General features: G+C 45.3%; 24 protein-coding genes. All 24 read left to right on the top strand.

From position 1 onward, the window contains the following. Nucleotides 1–134 precede the first annotated feature (134 nt). The 24 genes from sucC (at nt 135) to fliY (ending at nt 24,322) form a co-directional block, all read left to right on the top strand. A complete protein-coding gene (gene sucC / locus PIL01S_RS03645; RefSeq protein WP_095287843.1) occupies nt 135–1,295 on the top strand; it encodes an ADP-forming succinate--CoA ligase subunit beta in 1,161 nt (386 codons plus the stop codon). Nucleotides 1,296–1,478: 183 nt separating this feature from the next. Continuing rightward, the gene (gene sucD / locus PIL01S_RS03640; RefSeq protein WP_095287842.1) at nt 1,479–2,408 is read left to right on the top strand and encodes a succinate--CoA ligase subunit alpha; all 930 of its coding nucleotides are present in this window, start codon (nt 1,479–1,481) and stop codon (nt 2,406–2,408) included. 243 nt (nt 2,409–2,651) lie between these two features. Continuing rightward, the gene (gene dprA / locus PIL01S_RS03635) at nt 2,652–3,782 is read left to right on the top strand and encodes a DNA-processing protein DprA (protein ID WP_127536270.1); all 1,131 of its coding nucleotides are present in this window, start codon (nt 2,652–2,654) and stop codon (nt 3,780–3,782) included. Between the two features lie 111 nt (nt 3,783–3,893). Next, entirely contained in the window at nt 3,894–5,993 is a 2,100-nt protein-coding gene (gene topA / locus PIL01S_RS03630; protein WP_127536269.1) for a type I DNA topoisomerase, read from the top strand. A 15-nt stretch (nt 5,994–6,008) separates the two neighbouring features. Continuing rightward, nucleotides 6,009–7,352, top strand: a complete 1,344-nt coding sequence (gene trmFO, locus PIL01S_RS03625; protein WP_371859911.1) for an FADH(2)-oxidizing methylenetetrahydrofolate--tRNA-(uracil(54)-C(5))-methyltransferase TrmFO — start codon at nt 6,009–6,011, stop codon at nt 7,350–7,352. 27 nt (nt 7,353–7,379) lie between these two features. Next, complete coding sequence (gene hslV, locus PIL01S_RS03620) at nt 7,380–7,922, top strand: ATP-dependent protease subunit HslV (RefSeq protein ID WP_095287838.1); 543 nt, start codon at nt 7,380–7,382, stop codon at nt 7,920–7,922. Nucleotides 7,923–8,051: 129 nt separating this feature from the next. Then, a complete protein-coding gene (hslU, locus tag PIL01S_RS03615; protein ID WP_095287837.1) occupies nt 8,052–9,452 on the top strand; it encodes an ATP-dependent protease ATPase subunit HslU in 1,401 nt (466 codons plus the stop codon). Nucleotides 9,453–10,438: 986 nt separating this feature from the next. Beyond that, nucleotides 10,439–10,846 (top strand): flagellar basal body rod protein FlgB, encoded by a 408-nt coding sequence (gene flgB, locus PIL01S_RS03610; RefSeq protein ID WP_127536268.1) that lies wholly within the window; start codon nt 10,439–10,441, stop codon nt 10,844–10,846. A 5-nt stretch (nt 10,847–10,851) separates the two neighbouring features. Continuing rightward, nucleotides 10,852–11,301: a flagellar basal body rod protein FlgC gene (gene flgC, locus PIL01S_RS03605; RefSeq protein ID WP_127536267.1), complete on the top strand. Its 450-nt coding sequence runs from the start codon at nt 10,852–10,854 to the stop codon at nt 11,299–11,301. Between the two features lie 57 nt (nt 11,302–11,358). Further along, on the top strand, nt 11,359–11,670 hold the full coding sequence (gene fliE / locus PIL01S_RS03600) for a flagellar hook-basal body complex protein FliE (protein WP_127536266.1): 312 nt from the start codon (nt 11,359–11,361) through the stop codon (nt 11,668–11,670). A 147-nt stretch (nt 11,671–11,817) separates the two neighbouring features. Next, on the top strand, nt 11,818–13,401 hold the full coding sequence (gene fliF / locus PIL01S_RS03595) for a flagellar basal-body MS-ring/collar protein FliF (protein ID WP_127536265.1): 1,584 nt from the start codon (nt 11,818–11,820) through the stop codon (nt 13,399–13,401). Nucleotides 13,402–13,412: 11 nt separating this feature from the next. Then, on the top strand, nt 13,413–14,429 hold the full coding sequence (gene fliG / locus PIL01S_RS03590) for a flagellar motor switch protein FliG (protein WP_095287832.1): 1,017 nt from the start codon (nt 13,413–13,415) through the stop codon (nt 14,427–14,429). Beyond that, nucleotides 14,422–15,276 carry a FliH/SctL family protein gene (locus PIL01S_RS03585; protein ID WP_127536264.1) on the top strand — a complete coding sequence of 285 codons (855 nt, stop codon included), beginning with the start codon at nt 14,422–14,424 and terminating at the stop codon, nt 15,274–15,276. Before fliG ends, PIL01S_RS03585 begins: the two co-directional genes overlap by 8 nt. Next, nucleotides 15,263–16,582: a flagellar protein export ATPase FliI gene (gene fliI, locus PIL01S_RS03580; RefSeq protein WP_127536263.1), complete on the top strand. Its 1,320-nt coding sequence runs from the start codon at nt 15,263–15,265 to the stop codon at nt 16,580–16,582. The genes PIL01S_RS03585 and fliI overlap by 14 nt, the downstream gene beginning before the upstream one ends. 11 nt (nt 16,583–16,593) lie before the next feature. Next, nucleotides 16,594–17,046: a flagellar export protein FliJ gene (gene fliJ, locus PIL01S_RS03575; protein ID WP_127536262.1), complete on the top strand. Its 453-nt coding sequence runs from the start codon at nt 16,594–16,596 to the stop codon at nt 17,044–17,046. A 44-nt stretch (nt 17,047–17,090) separates the two neighbouring features. Beyond that, nucleotides 17,091–18,029: a MotE family protein gene (locus PIL01S_RS03570; RefSeq protein WP_127536261.1), complete on the top strand. Its 939-nt coding sequence runs from the start codon at nt 17,091–17,093 to the stop codon at nt 18,027–18,029. A 35-nt stretch (nt 18,030–18,064) separates the two neighbouring features. Next, nucleotides 18,065–19,435 carry a flagellar hook-length control protein FliK gene (locus tag PIL01S_RS03565; protein ID WP_127536260.1) on the top strand — a complete coding sequence of 457 codons (1,371 nt, stop codon included), beginning with the start codon at nt 18,065–18,067 and terminating at the stop codon, nt 19,433–19,435. A gap of 20 nt (nt 19,436–19,455) precedes the next feature. Beyond that, entirely contained in the window at nt 19,456–19,998 is a 543-nt protein-coding gene (locus PIL01S_RS03560; protein WP_127536259.1) for a flagellar hook capping FlgD N-terminal domain-containing protein, read from the top strand. Next, nucleotides 19,995–20,378: a TIGR02530 family flagellar biosynthesis protein gene (locus PIL01S_RS03555; protein WP_127536258.1), complete on the top strand. Its 384-nt coding sequence runs from the start codon at nt 19,995–19,997 to the stop codon at nt 20,376–20,378. The genes PIL01S_RS03560 and PIL01S_RS03555 overlap by 4 nt, the downstream gene beginning before the upstream one ends. An 81-nt stretch (nt 20,379–20,459) precedes the next feature. Continuing rightward, nucleotides 20,460–21,275, top strand: a complete 816-nt coding sequence (flgG, locus tag PIL01S_RS03550) for a flagellar basal body rod protein FlgG (RefSeq protein WP_095358621.1) — start codon at nt 20,460–20,462, stop codon at nt 21,273–21,275. Nucleotides 21,276–21,343: 68 nt separating this feature from the next. Further along, nucleotides 21,344–21,565, top strand: a complete 222-nt coding sequence (locus PIL01S_RS03545; RefSeq protein WP_024630220.1) for a flagellar FlbD family protein — start codon at nt 21,344–21,346, stop codon at nt 21,563–21,565. Next, the gene (locus PIL01S_RS03540; protein ID WP_127536257.1) at nt 21,565–22,026 is read left to right on the top strand and encodes a flagellar basal body-associated FliL family protein; all 462 of its coding nucleotides are present in this window, start codon (nt 21,565–21,567) and stop codon (nt 22,024–22,026) included. The genes PIL01S_RS03545 and PIL01S_RS03540 overlap by 1 nt, the downstream gene beginning before the upstream one ends. A 39-nt stretch (nt 22,027–22,065) precedes the next feature. Beyond that, nucleotides 22,066–23,064: a flagellar motor switch protein FliM gene (fliM, locus tag PIL01S_RS03535; RefSeq protein WP_095287822.1), complete on the top strand. Its 999-nt coding sequence runs from the start codon at nt 22,066–22,068 to the stop codon at nt 23,062–23,064. Beyond that, on the top strand, nt 23,054–24,322 hold the full coding sequence (fliY, locus tag PIL01S_RS03530; protein WP_127536256.1) for a flagellar motor switch phosphatase FliY: 1,269 nt from the start codon (nt 23,054–23,056) through the stop codon (nt 24,320–24,322). The genes fliM and fliY overlap by 11 nt, the downstream gene beginning before the upstream one ends. Nucleotides 24,323–24,325 lie beyond the last annotated feature (3 nt).

Raw genomic sequence — 24,325 nt, 5'->3', positions numbered from 1 at the left:
CCATTACTTTTTTAAGGAAAGCGTTTTAAAAACGTGTTACAATGAATTGGGTTTAAGTGAAAATAGTCAACAATTGTCTTTTGGTAGTCAACCAACCCGCCTTGTTGCAGTCATGTTGATAGGAGGATTCGAGAATGAATATCCATGAATATCAAGGAAAAGAAGTACTGAAACAGTATGGAGTTGCCGTTCCTAATGGGAAGGTTGCTTATACAGTCGATGAAGCGGTTGCGGCCGCAGAGGCACTGGGCAGTCCGGTGACTGTAGTCAAAGCGCAAATTCACGCAGGTGGCCGGGGAAAAGCCGGCGGCGTAAAGGTAGCGAAGAGCGCAGACGAAGTTAGAGCGTATGCTTCCGAAATTTTGGGAAAAGTACTGGTGACACATCAGACCGGACCGGAAGGCAAGGAAGTAAAACGTCTTTTGATCGAAGAGGGCTGCGATATCCGCAAAGAGTACTACGTGGGTGTTGTTGTTGACCGTGCAACGGGCCGTGTCGTGATGATGGCATCCGAAGAAGGCGGTACGGAGATCGAAGAAGTGGCTGAAGCTACTCCTGAGAAAATTTTCAAAGAAGTTATTGACCCTGCTATTGGATTACAAGTGTTCCAAGCACGTAAATTGGCCTACAGCATTAATATTCCGAATGAATTGGTGAACAAAGCAGTCAAATTCATGCTTGCATTGTACACTGCATTTGTGGAAAAAGATTGCTCCATTGCTGAGATCAACCCTCTTGTTGTTACTGGAGATGGAAACGTTATCGCGCTGGATGCGAAATTGAATTTTGATTCCAACGCATTGTTCCGTCATAAGGATATTTTGGAACTGCGCGACTTGGATGAAGAAGACGAAAAAGAAATCGAGGCTTCCAAATACGACCTCAGCTACATAGCACTTGATGGCAACATCGGCTGTATGGTTAACGGTGCGGGACTTGCGATGGCTACGATGGATATCATCAAATACTACGGCGGAGACCCGGCCAACTTCCTTGATGTTGGGGGCGGTGCAACAACGGAGAAAGTAACAGAAGCTTTTAAAATCATTCTGTCTGACGCCAAAGTTGCGGGCATCTTCGTTAACATTTTCGGCGGAATCATGCGCTGTGATGTCATTGCAAACGGTGTGGTTGAAGCAGCGAAGCAGCTTGGCCTCACAAAACCGTTGGTTGTTCGTCTTGAAGGAACGAATGTGGAGCTTGGCAAACAGATTTTGGGTGAATCCGGCCTGAATATTGTACCTGCTGATTCCATGGCCGACGGTGCACAAAAAATCGTTGCCCTCGTAAAATAAGTTCATTCCTGGGCCATTTATATCAATCCAAAGAGCGGTTCGCAATCTTCATGAATTGGATCGGAATGCTTCAATCCGTCTAATTCATGTTCCCGCTAGCGATGGAATCGAATGATATAAATTGCTTTCTTAGTGCCGGAGCTGTCCGGAACTTGAAAAATAACCGTAAGGATGTGAAGCAACGTGAGTATTTTGATCGATAAAAATACAAAAGTCATTACGCAAGGCATTACGGGTTCAACGGGAATGTTCCACACGAAGGGCGCATTGGATTACGGAACCCAGATGGTAGGCGGTGTTACACCAGGCAAAGGCGGGACCAATGTTGATATCACGCTGGAAGATGGCAAAGTCGTTAGTCTTCCGGTATTCAATACGGTACAAGAAGCGAAGGAAGCTACAGGTGCAACAGCGAGCGTTATCTATGTTCCACCAGCTTTCGCAGCGGATTCCATCATGGAAGCTGTTGACGCAGAGCTTGATCTTGTAATCTGTATTACAGAAGGTATCCCTGTCCTTGATATGGTGAAGGTAGACCGTTTCATGGAAGGCAAAAAGACTGTATTGATCGGACCGAACTGTCCTGGTGTTATTACACCGGGTGAATGTAAAATCGGGATCATGCCTGGCTATATCCATATGGCTGGACATGTTGGCGTCGTTTCCCGTAGTGGAACGCTCACCTATGAAGCTGTTCATCAATTGACTACACGTGGAATTGGACAGTCTTCAGCGGTAGGAATCGGGGGAGACCCGGTTAAAGGTTCCGAATTCATTGATATCCTCAAACGTTTCAATGAAGATCCTCAGACTCATGCTGTCATCATGATCGGGGAGATCGGTGGTACAGCAGAGGAAGACGCAGCAGAGTGGGTACGCGACAATATGACCAAACCGGTTGTTGGATTTATCGGTGGCGTTACTGCGCCTCCAGGCAAGCGGATGGGCCATGCTGGTGCCATTATCTCAGGAGGTAAAGGTACAGCCAAGGAAAAAATCGCGAAGCTTGAATCCTGCGGTATCAAAGTTGCGCCTACGCCTGCCGAGATGGGCTCCACTCTGGTAAGCGTACTGGAAGAGCGTGGTATTTTAAATTTGTGCACGACACATTAATTCTTTTCCATTATAATAGTAGAAACGGTGCGGAGATGTTATTACTCTGGTAACCGACTATTGTGATACGGAAAAGGTAAGCAACCTTTTGCCCATAAACTGGGTGAAGGGTTGCTTTTTTGCGTTGAATTACTTACCAAATGAGAGAGCTGAATTGCTCTCTGTAAAGTAAACGCTTGCATTCTGTCGTCACAACCTACACAATATGAGGGAAGTGTTCTTCCCGCTCGGGAGGCTTATAGAATGGAGAAAAGCTTGATTCTGTTTGGTTTGCATGAAATGGATGGTGTTGGGAAGAAAACGATCTCGAAATTAATGACAGGGGGGCATAACCTTCCGGATTTGCTTCATTATGACGAAGGAGATTGGATTCAAGCCGGGCTGCGTAAAGATCAGGCCGCCAGGCTTGTAAATACTTTCGATGCAGACTGGATTGAGCATAGGCGTGAAGCGGTTTATAAACAAGGAATTCAGGTTATTACCTATCTGGATGAACAATACCCCATATTAATGAAGGAAACCGTTCAGGCACCTTGGGTTATGTACGGCCGTGGGGACATGAATTTGTTACATACAAAGGCAATTGCCATGGTAGGAACTCGAATGCCAACAGTATATGGTCGCAAAGTAGGCGAGAAACTGACGACAGAATTTTGTCATGCAGGGTTGACCATAGTAAGTGGTCTTGCCCGTGGTATTGATAGCACTTGTCATGAGGCCGCTCTTCGTGCAAAAGGTAAAACCATTGCCGTTTTTGGCACAGGAATTGATAAGATCTACCCACCTGAGAACAAAAAACTAGCTGAGCAAATTGCTGAAACAGGTCTATTGCTGTCGGAATATCCACCAGGCACACGTGCTCATCAAGGACTATTTCCGGAGCGTAATCGAATTATTGCCGGTTTGACACTTGGAACGCTGGTTGTAGAAGCGGATATTCGAAGCGGCTCTCTTATTACTGCAGATGCTGCGCTGGAGGCAGGGAGAGATGTCTTTGCTGTTCCGGGCCCCATTACATCACCCAAGAGTCGGGGGTCACATAATCTGATTCGTCAGGGGGCAAAATTGGTCACTTGCGCGGATGATCTGCTTGAAGAGTACCGAATGGACTTGCCAAATCCCGAACAACTTCCTTACAATAGAGGACGTTCCCCAGAAAAGGGGGAAGGTAATCATCCGGATATGTTTCCTAAGGTGAGTCTCTCATCTGATGAGAGAAGGATCATCTCACTACTGGAGCAGGACGAAAGATCTTTGGATCAACTTGTAGAGCAGCTCGGTTGGGATTTTGGACATTTGCATTCAGTTCTGTTATCTTTAATCATAAAAAAACAGATTAGCCAATTACCTGGAACCAAATATGCAAGGGTATGACAATGCTGTGACCACGCGGCATGTGAAAATAGATTATTAACGGAAGTTATTTAATTGCTGACAAGGATGAAAAGGAACAAGCAGTTTCATGACTGAGAGGAGGATGAACCTATGGCGGATTCACTCGTAATCGTGGAGTCGCCCTCAAAGGCGAAGACAATCGGCAAATATTTAGGCAGCAAGTTCATCGTGAAGGCTTCGATGGGACATGTGCGCGATTTGCCGAAAAGTCAGATCGGCGTTGAGGTGGAAAATGATTTTAATCCGAAATATATTACGATCCGCGGCAAAGGTTCAATTTTGAAAGAACTGAAGGATGCACGAAAGAAAGTGAAAAAAGTGTACCTCGCAGCTGACCCGGATCGCGAAGGCGAGGCTATTGCATGGCACTTGGCTCATGCACTTGAACTGGATGACACGGAGGATTGCCGTGTTGTCTTCAACGAAATTACGAAGCAGGCAGTCAAGGATGCGTTCAAAACACCACGCAAGATTAACATGGACTTGGTTAATGCACAGCAGGCCAGACGAATTCTGGATCGGCTTGTCGGATATAAAATCAGTCCTTTATTATGGAAGAAAGTCAAAAAAGGATTGTCCGCTGGACGTGTACAGTCGGTGGCAGTCAAAATCATTTTGGATCGCGAAAATGAAATCGATGACTTTACTCCAGAAGAATACTGGAGCATTACGGCGAAGCTGACTGCTGACGGCAATCCATTTGAAGCGAAGTTCCATCAATTGAACGGTGCAAAAACTGAACTGGGAAGCGAAGCCGAAGTACAAGCTATTTTGAAACAAATTGAGAATGCGGATTTTACCGTCAAAGAAGTGAAAGAGAAAGAACGCAGCCGGAATCCATCCGCTCCGTTTACGACAAGTTCTTTGCAGCAGGAGGCTGCACGGAAATTGAATTTCAGGGCTTCCAAAACGATGTCGGTTGCTCAACAGCTCTATGAGGGCGTAGACCTCGGAAAAGAAGGCACAGTGGGTCTCATTACGTATATGCGTACAGACTCCACCCGGATTGCAGCATCAGCTCAGGAAGAAGCCAAAGAATATATTGTTGGCAAGTACGGTGAAGCTTTTGCACCTGAGACGCCAAGAAACTATTCCAAGAAGGCTGCCAATGCGCAGGATGCTCACGAAGCTATTCGTCCAACATCCATTTTGCGTGATCCGGATTCCATTAAATCATTTATGAGCCGTGATCAGTTCAGACTTTATAAACTGGTATGGGAGCGCTTCGTGGCTAGCCAGATGTCTTCTGCTGTCCTCGATACACTCTCTGTGGATATCGCAGCTGGAGATACCATTTTCCGTGCAGCAGGCTCCAAGGTTCGTTTTCAGGGCTTCATGAAGGTCTATGTGGAAGGAAACGATGATGGTACTACGGAAGAAGATCGTTTGCTGCCTCCACTAAAAAATGGTGATCGGTTAGAGAAGCAGGAGATTGAACCGAAACAGCACTTCACTCAACCGCCGCCCCGATATACGGAAGCAAGACTTGTACGTACGCTGGAAGAGCTGGGCATAGGGCGTCCAAGTACATATGCACCAACCCTGGAAACCATTCAGAAGCGTGGATATGTGGCAATCGAAGAGAAAAAATTCATGCCGACCGAGCTTGGAGAACTGGTCATCGAGCAGATGGAGGAGTTCTTCCCTGAAATTCTGAATGTAGAGTTCACTGCCAATATGGAAGGTGATCTTGACCATGTGGAAGAAGGCTCGGAAGACTGGGTCAAAGTTCTTGCTGAATTTTACGAATCATTTGAGAAAAGACTCGAATTCGCAGAAGAAGAAATGAAAGAGATTGAGATTGAAGATGAGGTCTCGGACGAAATCTGCGAAAAATGCGGCAAGCCGCTTGTGTATAAACTGGGTCGGTTCGGCAAGTTTCTTGCGTGCTCCGGATTTCCGGACTGCCGGAACACCAAACCGATTATTAAGGATATTGGCGTAACTTGTCCGAAATGTAAGGAAGGACATGTGGTTGAACGTCGTAGTAAAAAAGGACGTATCTTCTATGGCTGCGACAAGTATCCAGAGTGTGATTTCGTATCGTGGGATAAACCGTCGGCCAAACCTTGTCCAAGTTGTGGTTCTCTCATGGTTGAGAAACGAAACAAGCAGGGGACGCGTTTGCAATGTACATCCTGTGACCATCAGGAACCGGTAGAGGAACCGGAAGAAGAAACAGCGGATTAGCATATATGGGGGTAAATGATTTTGACGAATGAACAAGTAGTAACGGTAATTGGTGCCGGGCTGGCAGGAACTGAAGCAGCTTGGCAAATTGCAAGTCGCGGTGTACGTGTGAAGCTATATGAGATGAGACCGGTTGTAAAAACACCGGCTCATCATACTGATAAATTTGCAGAACTGGTTTGCAGCAATTCGCTGCGTGCCAACGGTTTGACTAATGCAGTTGGTGTGCTGAAAGAAGAAATGAGAATGCTGAACTCCCTGGTACTGGGTGCAGCCGATCGAAATGCAGTTCCAGCGGGAGGAGCACTTGCTGTTGACCGCGATGGATTCTCGGGAGAGATTACTTCCACTCTTCATCAGCATCCACTCATCGAGGTGGTCAACGAAGAACTGACCTCCTTGCCAGAGGATGGTATCGTTGTTGTTGCTACCGGTCCACTGACTTCGCCAGCATTATCCGAACAAATCAAGGCACTGATGGGCGAGGAATACTTCTATTTCTACGACGCAGCTGCTCCGATTATTGAAAAAGACTCTATTGACATGAACAAGGTGTACCTTGCTTCCCGTTATGATAAAGGGGAGGCAGCCTACCTAAACTGTCCGATGACAGAAGAAGAGTTTGATATCTTCTATGATGCTCTGATTACGGCAGAGGTTGCCCAATTAAAAGAGTTTGAAAAGGAAATTTACTTCGAAGGCTGCATGCCGATTGAAGTCATGATGAAGCGAGGAAAACAAACGGCTCTGTTTGGTCCGATGAAACCTGTTGGTCTCATTAACCCGCATACAGGGGAGCTGCCACACGCAGTAGTACAACTCAGACAGGATAACGCAGCAGGAACGCTGTATAACCTGGTTGGATTCCAGACACATCTGAAATGGGGAGAGCAGAAACGGGTATTCTCGCTAATCCCGGGCCTGGAAAATGCGGAGTTTGTACGTTATGGTGTTATGCACCGCAATACGTTCATTAATTCTCCCAAATTGCTGCGTCCGACGTATCAATTCAAGGAACGTCCAAATCTGTTCTTTGCAGGACAAATGACAGGTGTTGAAGGGTATGTTGAATCTGCTGCTTCAGGTCTGATTGCAGGTATGAATGCAGCCAAAGCGGCGCTTGGACAGGAACTTGTAGTATTGCCTGTAGAGACAACGCTGGGCAGTATGGCACAGTATATTACTACGGCTGACTTCAAACACTTCCAACCGATGAATGCAAACTTTGGCTTGCTGCCGAAACTGGAAACGAAGATCCGTAACAAAAAAGAAAAAAATGAAGCTCTTGCACAGCGCGCATTGGATGGTATTGCCCGTTTTGCAGCTGCAGAAGGTCTAACCGTTCCGGGACGCGTATAAATTAGTTTCGTGGGAGGAGGCTGAATCATGGATATGTCATTTCATGCTACAACGATCTGTGCAGTTCGTCATAATGGCAAGGCAGCGATTGCCGGAGATGGTCAGGTGACTATGGGGCAAAGCGTTGTGATGAAAAATACGGCCAAAAAAGTAAGACGTCTATACCGCGGACAGGTTGTAGCTGGTTTTGCCGGTTCAGTAGCGGATGCCATTACACTATTCGAAAAGTTTGAGGGTAAGCTGGAAGAGCATCATGGCAATCTGCAGCGTGCCGCGGTGGAGCTTGCCAAGGACTGGCGGCAGGATCGCATTTTGCGCAAGCTTGAAGCACTTCTTATCGTTATGGATAAGACAGGGATGCTGCTCATCTCTGGTGGAGGCGAAATCATTGAGCCGGATGACGATGTCATTGCGATCGGTTCTGGTGGGAACTTCGCTCTGTCTGCTGCACGTGCATTGAAACGTCATGCAACAAACCTGGAAGCCAAAGACATTGCCCGTGAGTCATTGCAGGTGGCAGCAGAGTTATGTGTGTATACCAACAATAATATCATTGTAGAAGAACTGTAATATAACCCCGCAAACTGAAACATAGAGCATGGCCGTTAGGGCTATTCCTATCAATTTGCGGGGTTATCCCTAATTTTGATAACATATTTCTATGCAGGATTTTAAGTAGACTGGTAGGAGGGAAGCGAAATGCAAACACAAGCGTTAACACCAAGACAAATCGTTGCAGAGCTTGATAAGTATATTGTGGGTCAGAAACAGGCCAAAAAATCGGTGGCTGTTGCCTTGCGCAATCGATATCGCCGCAGCCTTTTGCCAGAGCATACGCAGGATGATATTGTACCTAAAAACATATTAATGATCGGACCGACAGGTGTTGGTAAAACGGAAATTGCCCGCCGTCTCGCTAAACTGGTGGGAGCCCCTTTTGTAAAGGTAGAGGCAACGAAATTTACGGAAGTGGGTTATGTTGGTCGTGATGTTGAATCCATGATCCGTGACCTGATTGAAACGTCCATGCGGATGGTTAAGCTGGAACGGACCGAAAAGGTAAAAGACAAGGCTGAAGAAGCTGCCAATGAACGCATCGTACATATTCTGGCTCCTTCCCAATCCAAGTCCAAAAATCAACGTAACCCGTTTGAAATGATATTTGGCAATAACGGAAACAATACGCCCGAGCAGGAAGAACCAGAGCCGGACACCAATGTCGCAGAGCGACGTCGCAAGATCAAATTCGACTTGTTATCCGGTAAGCTGGAAGAAGACATTATCGAGATTGATGTTGAGGATACAGCTCCGAATATGATGGATATGTTTGCAGGGCAGGGAAATGACCAGATGGGCATGAATATGCAGGAGATGTTTGGAAGCCTGCTGCCGCGACGCACCAAAAAACGCAAGCTGGCGATCAAAGAAGCTCGTAAAGTGCTGATCCAGGAAGAAGCAAGCAAGCTGATCGACATGGATGACGTTACACAAGAGTCCATTCGCAGAGCTGAACAGACGGGTATCATTTTTATTGACGAAATCGACAAGGTGGCCAGCCAGGGACGCGGCAGCGGCCCGGATGTATCGCGTGAAGGGGTGCAGCGGGACATTTTGCCTATCGTGGAAGGTTCTACTGTGATGACCAAGTACGGACCTGTCAAAACCGATTATATTCTGTTTATGGCGGCTGGAGCATTCCATGTGGCTAAACCTTCGGATCTGATCCCAGAGCTTCAAGGACGCTTTCCAATTCGGGTTGAGTTGAATAGCTTATCTCTGGAGGAGTTCGTATCTATCTTGACAGAACCTCAAAATGCGTTGACTAAACAATATGTCGACTTGCTGCGGACTGAAAATATTGAAATCGAATTCTCGGATGAGGCCATTCGTGAGATTGCCAAGCTTGCTGAATCCGTAAACCAAAATACGGAGAATATTGGCGCTAGGCGTCTGCATACTATTCTTGAGAAACTCCTTGAGGATTTGTCCTATGAGGCACCTGAGCTCACGCTGGAGCGAATGGTCATTACTCCAGAGTATGTACGCGAGAAACTGAACGATATTGCACAGGATCGTGACCTGAGTCAATATATTCTGTAATAAGACTTTCTTAATAAACAGAAGCAATATATAATATTGAAGTTTAATGGTGGTATTCACTGTTTAATAGAAATAAGACGAACTACTGTTGAAGGAATAATCCTGATCGGTTGGTGATTGCTTATCTTTATGGCAGATGGATGCTGCCTTTTTTTGTTCCCGACTAATGGATTTCCAGAGAAAAGCCGATAAAAAGATTGAAGTTACATTTAGAGTAGTAAAAAATAGGACTTGTGCCGCAGGTGTCTGGATCCGGTGGCGTAAGAATCTGAAAAATATCATGTTTGTGGGTGGAATAGCTTCCAATATAAGGTTGTCTGTTTTATCCAAGTCTGGTTATCGGTTTAATTACATTGCCGACAAAACTTGCGCAAATGCGCAAAAAGTCGATCGGAGTAATACGCTGATGTAGTAAAATATTTTCGTTGACTACCAGGTGTAACCGGATTTTTAATTGTTAAGAAAGTGTTGTGTTATATCAGGGTAAACAAGTAAAGCAAGAAGGCTAGCTTGTCCATTATTTAATGTATTGAATGTTTCCTTCTAAAGTTATGATGAATAAAAACCTTGTTGCAACGGCAAATATTGCTAACACAATTAAGAGAAATTTTCCCAATTGTAGATGAAGTCGATGAAGTGACGGCAGGAATAAGATGGAAGAGCCTGTTATAAATTTTAAGAATGTTTAAGTGTGTGTTTTGTAGATGTGAACTCCAATTTGTTTTGGGCCTCAACATTTGCGAAAAAATTCATAATTTGCAGAAAATACACAAAAAGCCCTCTCTTTCAGAAAAGATAGGGCTTTTTTCTTATTGTAATAAATGCCAATCTCGAAGAAACTTATGTTATACGACAACATCAGAGTTAATTCTACTTAAGTCCTAGAAAAACGTGAAAAGGCGAATGTTTTTGTCGAAAAACATAAGCAAATTTAAGGGGAAAAGATTGAATCTTTTTCCATAATTTCTAAGGAGAGGAGGGAAATCGTGAATCTTTTGAATGATATTAGCTTTAAAAGATTACAAGGTGCACTCGATGCGTCCAACACTAGACAACAAACAATTGCAGACAACATTGCGAATGCGGACACCCCGTACTACAAGCGTTCTGACGTATCTTTTGAAGAGATTTTAAGGCAGCAAACGGATGGAGATATGCCAGTTCTTAAGGGAAAAGTAACGGACTCAAGGCATTTTGTCATAGGACCTTCCTCTTCCGTTCCTACACCTGTAGTAACAATGGATCATTCGACATCCATGAATAATAACCAGAATAATGTCGATATCGACAAAGAAATGAGTCTTCTGGCGGAGAACCAGTTGCGTTACAACGCTTATATTCAACAAGTGAATGAACAGATTAAAATGATGCGTGTTGGAGTGGAAGGGAGATAACTTAGGTGAATATCAGTAACAGTTTTAACATTAGCTCCTCGGCCCTGACAGCCCAACGTTTGAGGATGGACGTAATATCTTCAAACATCGCTAATGCTGAGACGACTCGCGCCAGTGTATCGAATGGTGAAGCCGTTCCCTACAAAAGAAAAATGGTAGTTCTCGAACCAAACAAAGCTTCGTTTAGCAGTATCCTGCAAAATCAGATGGGGGGTAAGTCCTCGGGTGAGGGAGTTAGAGTATCAGAGATTCGTGAAGATCAGTCTCCTCTGAAACCTGTATATGATCCTTCTCATCCTGATGCCAACGCTGAAGGGTATGTGTATATGCCAAATGTGGATATTGCGAAAGAGATGGTTGACATGATATCAGCTTCTCGGTCCTACGAGGCAAACGTAACAGCGCTAAATTCAACCAAAGCAATGATAACAAAAGCTTTAGAGATCGGAAGATAGATTACGGTAATGTCAATGAGGTTTTAACATGAATAATGGGATAAAGGGGAGACATTGATGATTCAGAACAACATGTTTAACACACAGGTAGTTCAACCGTTGCAGATGCAAAATGCTTCCGTTAGCAAAACATCAACACCAGCCGAAACCATTCAGAGCTTCGGTACATACTTACAAGAGGCATTAGGGTCCGTGGCAACGCAGGAGACTCAGGCACATGAAATGTCCAATCAATTTCTATTGGGGAATGTGAACGTGGATCAGGTAATGATCGCTTCAGAACAGGCCCTGTTGAGTCTGCAACTCACGTCGCAAGTCCGAAACAAAGTAGTCGAAGCGTATCAAGAGATTATGCGTACGCAAATGTAAAAAGAGCATGATTGCGCTTCGATAACAGCGCTGATCATTACAACAAGCAGCTGCGATGCTGCTCCTGAGGCGGATCTCGTACTTTAGTAATAGAAGTACTTTGATGGCTCGGGACAGACTAAGCAAAGTTTCGGATGGGGTGACAGAGTGAATGAGAGAATCGCCCAGTACAGGGATAAAGTAACCCAGTATTGGAATAGCTTCAGCAAAAAACAGAAAGTTTTACTGGTTTCCACCTTTTTATTTTTAATTCTGGCAGCGGTTGTACTAACTATGCAGCTGTCCAAAACAGAATATGAAGTGGCATTTACTGATTTGAATTCCAGTGACTCAGCAGGAGTCATTAACTACCTGGATTCATCCAATATCCCCTACAAATTAAGCGCAGACGGGAAAACCATATCGGTACCAAGCACGGATGTTGCACTTGCAAAAGTCAACATAGGATCACAAGGGATTATTCAGAATGGTTCATTGGGATATAAATCATTCGAGGAGTCTTCATCGCCGATCGGGATGACAGACAAAGAATTCGATGTTAAATACAACAATGCCATTAACGGAGAAGTCGAACAGTTACTCCAGCGCATGCAAGGCATTCAAGATGCAAAAGTCTTGGTCAATATGCCGAAAGATAATATCTTTGCCGGCCTGGAAGAGCAAGACAAAGCATCCGCTTCCGTAGCATTGCAGTTTAAACCAGGATACCACCCGAATCAGGCAGCAGTGGATGGATATTTTAACTTGGTGAAAACCGCTATTCCCAACCTGCCGATTGAAAACATTACGATCACCAACACGGATGAAGCCGAGTTGATTCCAACAGCCCGTGGAGGCAGTGGTGGATTATCTTCCGAAGTCCAGGAAAACATGGCTTTGCAGAAGAAGTTCGAAAATGACGTACGCAACAATGTAAAACAGTTTCTGTCTCAAATCGTAGGCGAAGACAAAGTAAATGTACTCGTTGCTTCCAAGCTTAACTTCGATAAAGTGACAAGCAAAGAGAATCTGGTTACACCTGTTGATGAAGAGAACATGAAGGGCATCGAGATCAGTGTCCAGGAGATTCAAAAGAGTTATACAGGTGCGAGTACTCCAACAGGCGGTGTCGCAGGTACCGGTCAAGAAGAAGTTCCTGGGTATCCTTCAGCGGATGCAACGGGGAATTCAACTTCTGAGGAATCATCAAGCACTGTAAACTACGAAGTCAATCGGATTGCCAAAGATATCATTTCTAGTCCTTATACTGTAAAAGATTTAACCATTAACGTAGCCGTTGAACCACCTGAAGGACAAACAGAATTACAACAACCTGTCCAGGATGCAATTGAGAATATTTTGGTGAACATCGTTCGAGCTTCACTTGCAGATTCAGGTGATGTAATTACAGACGCTGATCTGACCAAGAAAGTTTCGGTTATATCCCAAGGTTTCCAGACTGCAGCCGCTGCAGAAACAGGATTCCAGCTATCAACAGGTATGATGTGGGGCGTAGGAGCATTGGTGGCCGCGTTAATCGCAGCAGTCGTTATCCTCCTCGTACGCCGTCGACGCAAACAAAACGAAGAGGAAGAAGAAGATATTCCTCTCCCAGTAGCAACAGAGTTCCCGTCCATTACGTTGGACAGTGTAACGAACGAAAGTCAAGTGCGCAAACAATTGGAGAGTTTGGCGAAGAAAAAGCCAGACGAATTCGTCAATCTGCTGCGTACGTGGCTGGCTGACGAATAGAGGTGAACGCATTGGCAAAGGCAAGCAGTCAAGGTTTGACTGGAAGACAAAAAGCAGCAATTTTGTTGATTACACTAGGTCCGGAAGTGTCGGCACAAATCTTCAAACATCTGCGTGATGAGGAGATTGAACAATTAACATTGGAGATTGCCAATGTTCGCAAAGTTGATGCTTCCGAAAAAGATATGATTATGGCGGAATTTCACCAGATCTGTCTGGCTCAGGAATACATCTCTCAAGGCGGTATTACTTACGCGAGAGAAATATTGGAGAAAGCACTTGGATCACAAAAAGCACTTGAAGTTATTAATCGTTTGACAGCTACGCTGCAGGTTAGACCATTTGACTTTGCACGCAAAGCCGATCCAAACCAAATATTAAACTTTATTCAAAACGAAAGTCCACAGACGATTGCCTTGGTACTATCCTACCTGCAATTCGAGCAGGCAGCAGCAATTCTATCCTCATTGCCTCAGGAGAAGCAGGCTGATGTTGCACGAAGAGTCGCTGTCATGGACAGCACCTCCCCTGAGGTTATCTCTCAGGTGGAACGTGTATTGGAACAAAAGTTGTCGTCAACGGTTACACAGGATTATACAAACGCAGGCGGCATCGAGTCGATCGTACAGATTTTGAATGGGGTCGACCGGGGTACGGAACGTACCATTTTGGATTCTCTGGAAATTCAGGATCCGGAACTTGCCGAAGAAATCAAAAAACGCATGTTTGTATTCGAAGATATTGTCAACGTGGACGATCGTTCAATTCAACGTATCATCCGCGATATCGACAACGCAGACTTGCAGCTTGCACTCAAAGTGGCGAGCGAAGAAGTTCGCGATGCAGTGTTCCGCAACATGTCCAAACGGATGTCCGAGACATTCAAGGAAGAAATGGAATTCATGGGACCTGTTCGGTTGCGTGATGTGGAAGAAGCCCAGACTCGTATCGTAGGAACGATCCGTAGACTGGAAGAAGCTGGTGAGATCATTATCGCTCGCGGCGGAGGAGATGATATCATTGTCTAATTTGATTAAATCTTTCCAGTATGTGCCGGTTGATGACCGCAAACGTCTTGAAAATCATCATCATTATGGTGGTCCTGAAACTGAAGGAACAGATAGTGAAGTAGAAGGTGCAGAGACAGGGGCGTTACAGGCTCGTGTAGACGAAGAAACTAAACGTCTGACTGCGGAGATGCTGGAGGATGCCAAGGAGTTTGCAGAAAAGCAGGTACGCGAAGCTTCCGAGGAAGCGGAACGCATGCTTAAAGAAGCCCGTGAGCAGATCGATACCTGGTGGCAGGAACAGCGTCAGCAGGATGAACATTTAATTGAAGCGATGCGCTCACAAGGTTTTCAGCAGGGTTTTGATGAAGGCAAAGTACAAGCTGAACTGGATCTCCAAGTGCAGATCGAACAGATGATGAAAGAAGCCCAGGAAGTACTGCAAGAGGCTTATGTAGCAAAAGATCAAATTATCCAAGAAGCAGAGCCTTTCCTTGTAGAGCTGGCATGCGGAATTGCAGAGAAGGTTATTGATAAGCAGCTCACTGTTGAACCAGAGCATACTCTTGAATTGATCCGTCAGAACCTGTCACGGAAACGTGAACAAGGAATGATTGCCTTGTGTGTAGCACCAGAGCAGTTTGCGTTTGTACAAGCTGCGCGTGAGGAGTTGTCCTTATCGATCGACTCACAGGCCGAACTTCAAATATTGCCTGATGCAACGGTGAAAGACAAAGGGTGTGTCATTCGCTCATCGTTTGGCAGCGTCGATGCCCGTATTGATACACAACTTTCTGAAATAAAAAAAGAACTGATCCGCATAGCACTTGAGGATGAGGGGCGAAAAAATCAACATGAAGGTTCTTAGTTCACAGCGTTACATGGAGCACTTACGCCAATTTGATCCTGTTCGGGTTAATGGTAAGGTCACACAGGTTATCGGGCTGATGGTTGAATCCGAAGGTCCTGACGCAAGCATCGGTGACGTATGCTACATCTACCCGGGTAAATCAGAGAAGCCGATTCAAGCAGAAGTCGTTGGTTTCCGGGATAACAAAGTGCTGCTGATGCCTTTGGGTGAATTGCAATCGATTGGTCCGGGGTGTGATGTCGTAGGTACCGGGAAGCCGCTTGGAGTTCAGGTTGGTTCAGAGCTGCTGGGCAAAGTGCTTGATGGACTTGGTCAACCTCTGGATGGATCGCTGCTGCCTTCAAGAATGCCGATGTTCTCCACATCGAATAAACCTGTGAATCCTATGGAACGGCCGCGTGTACTGGAAACCATGGGTGTAGGCGTTAGAGCGATTGACGGTCTGTTGACCGTTGGTAAAGGTCAGCGGGTTGGTATTTTTGCCGGATCGGGTGTTGGTAAGAGTACATTGATGGGCATGATTGCTCGCAATACGGCAGCTGATGTAAATGTTATTGCACTCGTAGGTGAACGGGGACGCGAGGTTCGTGATTTTATTGAGCGAGATCTGGGGCCGGAAGGGCTGGAACGCTCGGTGGTCATCGTTGCTACTTCAGACCAACCTGCATTGATTCGAATTAAGGGGGCAGTCATTGCCACCACGATAGCGGAATATTTCAGGGACAGAGGCATGAATGTCATGTTGATGATGGATTCCGTTACTCGTTATGCCATGGCTCAAAGGGAAGTTGGACTTGCTGTAGGTGAACCTCCAGCGATGAGAGGTTACACACCTTCTGTATTTGCGAGTTTGCCTAAATTGCTGGAACGTGCAGGGACGGGGCCAACCGGCTCCATAACAGCATTTTACACGGTGCTCGTCGATGGTGACGATATGAATGAACCGATAGCGGATGCCGTTAGGGGAATTCTGGACGGTCACATTGTGCTGAATCGGTCCATTGCGAACAAAGGGCATTTTCCGGCAATCGATGTGCTCGCAAGCATTAGTCGTGTCATGAAAGATATTGCGCCTGAAGAGCAGCTGGAAGCCGTTAATAATATGAAGCGATTGATGGCCGTCTATAAAGAATCCGAAGATTTGATCAACATTGGGGCTTATCAAAGAGGGTCGAATGTAGCTATTGATGAAGCGATGGATCAGATCGAAAGCATATGGAACTTTACCAAGCAAAAAGTGGACGAAAAAGTAACGCTGAGTGAAGTGCAGGAACGTTTGATTCTTGAATTTGCAAGGAGATGAAAGGTTAAGCGATGAAATTTCGATATCATTTCCAGAAGGTAGTTGACCTGAAAAGCAATGAAAAAACACAAGCGGAGTGGATGTTATCCACAGCAATCGGCAAACTTCAAACAGAAGAAGAACACCTTCTACAACTTATGAATGATAAAAACGAACTGATTAGTGTCATTCAATCCGCAACGGAGAGCACAGCTTCTGTATCCAGTCTACAAGAAATGCAGCGATACGTGTATCACCTGGATGAGTGCATCTCCAAAAAGAATACGGATGTTAAACACGCTCAGGTCAATGTGCAGCGGAATCAGACGTTCTTGAACGGTAAGATGGTTGATGAAAAAGTGTGGCTTGAAGCGAGAGACAAAGCCAAGATCAAATTTCAGCAGGAGATGCTCCTCCGGGAACAGAACGATCTGGACGAGATGGCTACTGTACGCTTCGCTGCAAAGGCCGGACGCGCAATCTGATGGGCTTCGCAAGCGAAGTTGTCTCGTGAAGGAGGAATGAAATAATGGCTGTTAAAGACACAGATATCGAGAAAGAGTCAGGTGGCGGTTGGGAAAAGTTTCTGATGATTTCAATCCCGATTGTCTTCACCGTAGTGTTGCTCGGTGTACTGCTGACCTTATTTAATGTGGATATTCGCAATAACATGCTTGAGCTAGCTAACAAAATTCCGGTAGTCAAGAATTGGGTCCCTGATCCTGTTCTGGATCCTGAAAAAGAAAAGCTGGACGAAAGCGAAAAGCAAGTTGAGAGTGCTGAAGCAACAATCGAAAAGTTGAAGTCTCAAGTAGCAGCTAAAGAAACAGAGCTACAGGCAGCAAAAGAGGCTACTACGGCAGAAGCAAAAAAAGCAAGCGATCTTCAAGCGAAATTGGATGAAGCAGAAAAAGCGGCGGAAACGGCGGCTGCCGAAGTTCCGGAGACCGAATCTGATTATCAGAAGCAGATTAAGGATTTGGCCAAAATGTACGCAGACATGAGTCCAAGCAAAGCGGCACCGATTTTACAGAACATGACCAATGAAGAAATGGTGCTTCTTCTGAGTGCGATGCAGTCGACTGCCCGTACGAAAGTGTTGGAGAAAATGGATCCGAAAACGGCGGCAGATGTCACGATGATGATGAAGGATGCAAAACCTTCCGGAGATCTGGCACTGGATGCGCTGCAATCCAGATTGAAGAAAGAAACGGCAGCAACTACAACAACATCAACTACCAATTCGAAAAACCTGGACAAAACCCAGCTCAGCCAAACGTTCTCTTCGATGTCAGCCTCAAGCGGAGCAAAATTGCTGCTAGAGACGTATAAACTCAGTCCAGATAAAACATTGACCATTTTAAACTCGGTAGACGATGCTACACGCTCACAATTACTTGAGAATATGTCTACAGAGAATTCAGCTGAAACAGCGAAAATCTTAAACCGGTTAATGGGAAATAAGTAGGTAGAACGCTCTTAATCCGAAAGGAGGTGAAACAAATGTCAATCGTATACCAAATGACCTCAGTATCCACTTCAAAGACAACAGGAGCAGCACAAACTTCGTCTGGAACGCAATCTAAAGGTGGGGTTACAGGGACCGATGGTGGTTTTTTGCAAACACTGGCACAGTCATTGAATAGTACCACTTCGGAAGAAAACAACTCGGCTACTGCTGGGGGTTTAACTGTAAATCCGTTAGCTATAGCCCTTGCAACTAGTGAAGAAGGGGAAGAAACGTCTCTTACAGCTGTTCTGGACTCGTTGTTTGGTGACTTGGATTCGTTAGATGAAGTTTTGGAAAATGACCCGACATTACTGGCAGAATTGCAAAATATGATTCAACAGCTGTATGCCCAATTAAACGGTGCTTCCGTTGAAACCGAAAAAGCGGATGGAACAGTAAATGTGCAAACAAACGTTAACGCTACTGCGGTGATGGATCTTACTGAACACCCGGCTGCAGTTCGCTTTGTGCTGCAGGATGTACTTACTCAGTTGGTTGCAAGCATGACTGAACCAGATAGTCCTATAGCCAAAAATACAGCTGAGTTTAAGCAGTTGCTTCAAACCCTCCAGAATCAGCTGCAGGAGGCTGGAGTTGATCTGAGCAGCAATAAAGGATGGACAGAACTTAAAACTATCATTGATTCCATGGATTCATTAAAAGATCAAGGTGTACAAACCAAAGCTACTCCATCTACGGAGAAAGAATTGACTGCAATTTCGTCTTCTACCAAAGAGCTTAAAGTGATAGGTGAAACAGATGTGAACACTTCGTCGACTGCAAGTGAAGGTGGAGAAATGGATCATTCGAAGGTGATTACAGCCGGTGAGTTATCCATGCGTACTTCGGGCACAGCGGTAGCTAAGCCAGCTGAACCTGTAATGCAGGCATCACAGTTTGCAAAGGAAATGACGCAATTTGTGGTGAATAAGCTGGATATCGTGCAGCAAAAAGGCTTTTCAGAAGCTACGATCTCACTTCGACCAGAACATCTGGGTAAGCTGGATGTACAGATTACCTTGCAGAACGGACAATTGGTTGCACGCTTCATGACTGAACATGCGATGGCGAAGGATATGCTTGAACAGCAAATGACACAGCTTCGTACCTCGCTTCAATCCCAAGGTATACAAGTGGAGAGAATCGAAGTCACTCAGAGCAGCTCCCTAGGTTCTGAGATGTATCATGACGGCGGACGCCAGCAAGGAAATAACTCGCAGGATCAGCGCCGTTCACGGGAACGTGAAGAGCAAACAGATGATGCAATAACTACGGCAAACCTTCAGGAAGAACTGAGGAATTGGCGCAGTGAAAATGAGGAAGGAAACGACTTCCAGGGAGGCTCGTTTACTGCTAAAGCTTAACTAGAAATGAGGTGAAAATATTGGCTACTGAAATTGTTTCTACCAATAATACATGGCCGAACTACTCGGCTTCGAACACGGCAACAACTAGTGCAGCTACCAAGGAGTTAGGGAAGGATCAGTTTCTCAAAATACTAATCACCCAACTTCAAAACCAGGATCCGATGCAGCCTATGGAGGATAAGGAATTTATTGCTCAAATGGCACAGTTCAGTTCGGTTGAACAGCTTGTTAACATTTCGTCGCAGCTCAAAACGCTGAATCAGTCTCTTGGTGCGGTTTCAAGCATGATCGGACGGGAAATAAGCTGGCTTTCTTCTAATAAAGAAGACAGCGGAACGCTTCGTCAGGGAATTGTTGATTCGATCATCGTACGGGATGGTGTACAGTACGCTAAAGTGGGCGAAGACGAAATCGAGCTGAATGAAATTATCCAGGTTTCGAATCCCGCTCCAATCGAGGAAGAAGCATCCCAAGATCAGAGTACTGTTGATGGTTCAACACCAGTGAGCGAAAGCGAGGAAGCTAAAACATCAGGTCAAGATAGTGGGAACACGTTATGAGTGAACGAATAACGGTAGGACAACTATATACAGGCCCAGTAACACCGAACTTGCTTAATCGCACTAAACAGAGTGAAGCAGCAATCACTCCAGAAAGACCTTTTGCCCAAGTGCTAGAGGATAATCTCCTTAAGCTAAGCAACCATGCAGCCAAAAGATTGGAACAGCGTGGAATTGAGCTGAAAAGTGAGCAGATGCAGCAGATTGGAACGGCACTGGACAAGGCTGCGGCCAAAGGTGCTAAAGAATCTCTGATCCTGATGCAGGATATGGCTTTTATCGTCAATGTCAAGAATCGTACTGTAGTCACAGCTATGGATAGCGAAAGCATGAAGGATAACGTGTTTACACAAATCGATAGTGCAGTAATCATATCTTAACCGGCTGGCCCTTCTCGGGAGCCGGAACACCGCTGACCGACTGATGCGGTAACCAAATTAAGGCTGGGAGGATTTATAATCATGTTGAAATCGATGTACTCTGGCGTTTCCGGGATGCGGGGTTTTCAAACCAAACTAGATGTCATTGGTAATAATATCGCAAACGTAAACACCGTTGGCTTCAAAGGAAGTCGGGTTATGTTCAAAGATATTATGAGCCAAACAACGGCGGGAGTAACAGCGCCAGGAGATGAAAACGGTGGTGTGAATGCAAAACAAATCGGATTGGGTGTATCCGTTGGTTCGATTGATACGCTGCATCTAGCGGGAAGTCCAATGACCACGAACAATCCAACCGACTTGCGTCTTAACGGTGATGGTTTCTTCCTAGTAACACTTGGCGGAGAGCAAGAAGTTCCTTTCTTGACTCGTGCAGGAGATTTCCATGTGGATGCTAACCGTAACCTTGTAACTTCAGACGGTTTGTTCGTTGTGGACAGTGGTGGCGAGCCAATCACTCTGGATGATACCGTAGTTTCGTTCACCATTGGTCAAGATGGAATCATCAACCAAACGATGGATGATGGTACAACTGAAGCTGGTGCACAACTGGGGATCGGTAAAGTAACCAACCCGGAAGGTCTGGAAAAGATCGGTGGTAACTTGTACCGCATTACTGCAAATGCCAATGCTGATGGCGAATTCGAAATTGTAACAGCGAACAGCACCGAATTTGGAACAGGCGCGGTTATTGCAGGCCAACTGGAAATGTCCAATGTGGATTTGACAGGTGAGTTTACAGAGATGATCGTCGCTCAACGTGGTTTCCAGGCGAACTCACGGATCATCACAACATCTGATGAAGTGCTTCAGGAAGTTGTTAACCTGAAACGTTAATAGCTGATTAGAAAGTTTTAATGCGTGGAGGAGCTCGCTCCTCCACATTGATCGAGAGGGGGCTTAGCATGATTTCGGTAACGCGGTTAAATGGTTCTCCCATGTGGTTAAATGCGCTGATGGTAGAGATTGTAGAAGAAACGCCGGATACGTATATTACTCTGGTAACTGGTAAGAGACTGATTGTCCTTGAAAAGGCAGATGAAGTCATTTCCAAAATCAAAGATTACAACCGTGAAATCGGGGTTCAGGCAGCCACTATTAAAGTGCAGCAAACGGAGGAATCCTGATGAAAAAGATGATGCCTTGGCTGGCAACGATTTTGCTTGCCATAACACTCATTGTGGTGGTTGTGTTTGTATTTATGCAAGGACAGACGGGTAACAAAGCTGAAACAGACGTAGCTTCGGCTGCTGAAGTCAAAAAGATGACTGCCGATGAAATTGTCGAGGTTACTTCCGAGATTACCGACATCAAAACCAATTTGGCAGACACCAATCACATTGTACAAGTCAACCTGGCTTTTAAAATGGCTGACGCTACAGCAAAAGAAGATTTCGAGAAAATTAAAGAAATTACCGTAAAACCAATTATTGTTCAGACTTTTGCGGATGCACAGCCAGAAGAGTTAAAAACAGCCAAGGGACGTTCTCAGTTTAATGAAAAACTGACGAAACTGATCAATGAAGCATTGCCTGAACCGAAGCTGAGCAGCACGAACTTTACTTATTTTTTGATGGCATCAATGTAATGAACAGAGCACGCTGTAAAACGGTAAGGGGGTGAGAACATGGTGGATGTATTATCACAAAATGAGATTGATGCCCTATTAGCAGCACTTTCCTCAGGTGAGATGGATGCCGAGGAATTAAAAAAGGAAGAAACTCAGAAAAAAATTAGATCGTATGATTTTAAACGGGCGGTTCGCTTTTCCAAAGATCATATCCGAAGTTTGACTCGAATTCACGAGAACTTTGCACGCTTTCTCACCACTTATTTTTCAGCCCAATTACGGACATTCGTTCAAATTAACGTCGTTCAGGTCGAACAGTTGCCTTATGATGAATTTATTCGTTCAATCCCTAAAATGACGATATTAAACATATTTGAAGCAGAACCGTTGCAAGGACGAATGGTGCTGGAGGTCCACCCCAATGTTGGTTATGCGATGTTGGATCGATTGCTGGGTGGTACGGGAAGTGCGCCGACTAAAATAGCTTCAATGACTGAAATAGAAACGACAATTATGGAGCGGATCTTTAGCCGAGCGTTCGAAAGTTTGCAGGAAGCTTGGAAAACAGTGCTCGACATATCGCCGAGAATGGAAGCACTGGAGACGAATCCACAGTTTATGCAGATCGTATCACCCAACGAAACGATTGCCTTGATCTCGCTGAGCACCAAAATCGGTGACACTACGGGCATGATCAATTTGTGTATCCCGCATGTCGTTCTTGAACCTATTATGTCAAGGCTGTCGACACATCAGTGGTTTGTTTCAGAGAAGAAAACAAGAGCGCCGGAAGAATACGATGCCCTTAGAGAACGTGTGAACAAAGCCAAATTGCCAGTTGTTGCGGAACTGGGTGAATCCAGAATTTCGATCTCGGAATTCCTTGGTCTTTCGGTCGGCGATGTCATTACGTTGAACAAACCGGTTGATGAGGGATTATCCATCAAAGTGGGCGACAGGTTGAAGTATATGGGCAGTCCGGGAACGATAAAAGACCGTGTGGCTGTACAAATAGATAAGATTGTCACCGAAGGAGTTGAAGAATTTGACGAGTAAGGATTATTTGTCCCAGGAAGAAATCGATGCTTTGCTCCGGCAATCCGAATCGATGGGTAGCACGGAACCTGCTGAAAAAACAGTTGATGATTTTCTGACTGAGCTGGAACAAGATGCATTGGGGGAGATCGGTAATATTACGTTTGGTAGCGCAGCGACAGCACTGTCCACGCTATTGGGATTAAAAGTAGATATTACAACACCGAAGGTATCCATTATCAGCCGTTCGCAATTCGAAGAAGCGTTTCCCAAGCCACATGTTGCAGTACATGTCAATTATGTGGATGGATTTGAAGGGATCAATTCACTAGTTATCAAAAAGCGCGATGCACAAGTAATTGCTGATCTGATGCTTGGAGGCGAAGGCAATCCTGCGGATGAAGAGCTGAATGAGATCCATATTAGTGCAGTACAGGAAGCAATGAACCAAATGATGGGTTCATCAGCAACCTCTATGTCTACGATTTTCAACCGATTTGTGAATATCTCTCCGCCAGGCATTGATATTCTCAATATGGAAAGTGGCGAGGGTGTAAGCAGTCTGCCGCATGACGAAACGTTGATTCAAGTATCGTTTCGCCTCCTGATTGGTGATCTGATTGACTCCAATCTGATGCAGCTTTTGCCTGTTGATTTCGCCAAACACATGGTGGATATGTTGATCGGCGGAGCACAAGAATCAACGGCTAATGCACCTGTGACAACACCATCGCATGCAGCACCAGCGGCGGCAGCTCCACCTGTGACGCCGGAGCAACCACCGGTTCAACAGCAAATGCCTCCACAGGCGCCTCAACAGCCTGCTCCAGACTATAATGGTTATGGACAGGCACCAATGGGTATGCCGCAAGGAATGCCGCCACAACAGCCTTACGGGATGCCACCACAGCAACCGTATGGTGCACCACAACACTACGGCGGTATGCCAAACAGGAATGTGAATGTACAACCCGTCCAGTTCGCCAATTTGCAAAATGGGGCTTACGGTCAGGTGGACGAAAATAATTTGAATTTATTGATGGACATTCCCCTTAAAGTCACCGTAGAATTAGGAAGGACCCAGAAGCAAATTAAGGATATATTGGAACTCTCACAAGGTTCAATTGTCGAGCTGGATAAACTGGCCGGCGAACCTGTCGATATTTTGGTCAATAACAAACTGATCGCTAAGGGAGAAGTCGTCGTTATCGATGAAAACTTTGGTGTTCGTGTTATAGATATCGTAAGCCAATGGGACCGAATTCAGAAATTACAATAAGCA

The sequence above is a fragment of the Paenibacillus illinoisensis NBRC 15959 genome (assembly GCF_004000925.1).
In the GTDB taxonomy this organism is placed as follows: domain Bacteria; phylum Bacillota; class Bacilli; order Paenibacillales; family Paenibacillaceae; genus Paenibacillus; species Paenibacillus illinoisensis.
The sequence above is the reverse complement of the archived record's forward strand: the minus strand, read 5'-3'. Positions and strand labels throughout refer to the sequence as shown.

Coding starts and splice junctions, on each gene's coding strand:
- sucC (WP_095287843.1), top strand. CDS start 135: ATGAATATCCATGAATATCAAGGAAAAGAAGTACTGAAACAGTATGGA.
- dprA (WP_127536270.1), top strand. CDS start 2,652: ATGGAGAAAAGCTTGATTCTGTTTGGTTTGCATGAAATGGATGGTGTT.
- topA (WP_127536269.1), top strand. CDS start 3,894: ATGGCGGATTCACTCGTAATCGTGGAGTCGCCCTCAAAGGCGAAGACA.
- trmFO (WP_371859911.1), top strand. CDS start 6,009: ATGATTTTGACGAATGAACAAGTAGTAACGGTAATTGGTGCCGGGCTG.
- hslV (WP_095287838.1), top strand. CDS start 7,380: ATGGATATGTCATTTCATGCTACAACGATCTGTGCAGTTCGTCATAAT.
- hslU (WP_095287837.1), top strand. CDS start 8,052: ATGCAAACACAAGCGTTAACACCAAGACAAATCGTTGCAGAGCTTGAT.
- fliE (WP_127536266.1), top strand. CDS start 11,359: ATGATTCAGAACAACATGTTTAACACACAGGTAGTTCAACCGTTGCAG.
- fliI (WP_127536263.1), top strand. CDS start 15,263: ATGAAGGTTCTTAGTTCACAGCGTTACATGGAGCACTTACGCCAATTT.
- fliJ (WP_127536262.1), top strand. CDS start 16,594: ATGAAATTTCGATATCATTTCCAGAAGGTAGTTGACCTGAAAAGCAAT.
- PIL01S_RS03570 (WP_127536261.1), top strand. CDS start 17,091: ATGGCTGTTAAAGACACAGATATCGAGAAAGAGTCAGGTGGCGGTTGG.
- PIL01S_RS03565 (WP_127536260.1), top strand. CDS start 18,065: ATGTCAATCGTATACCAAATGACCTCAGTATCCACTTCAAAGACAACA.
- PIL01S_RS03555 (WP_127536258.1), top strand. CDS start 19,995: ATGAGTGAACGAATAACGGTAGGACAACTATATACAGGCCCAGTAACA.
- flgG (WP_095358621.1), top strand. CDS start 20,460: ATGTTGAAATCGATGTACTCTGGCGTTTCCGGGATGCGGGGTTTTCAA.
- PIL01S_RS03545 (WP_024630220.1), top strand. CDS start 21,344: ATGATTTCGGTAACGCGGTTAAATGGTTCTCCCATGTGGTTAAATGCG.
- PIL01S_RS03540 (WP_127536257.1), top strand. CDS start 21,565: ATGAAAAAGATGATGCCTTGGCTGGCAACGATTTTGCTTGCCATAACA.
- fliM (WP_095287822.1), top strand. CDS start 22,066: ATGGTGGATGTATTATCACAAAATGAGATTGATGCCCTATTAGCAGCA.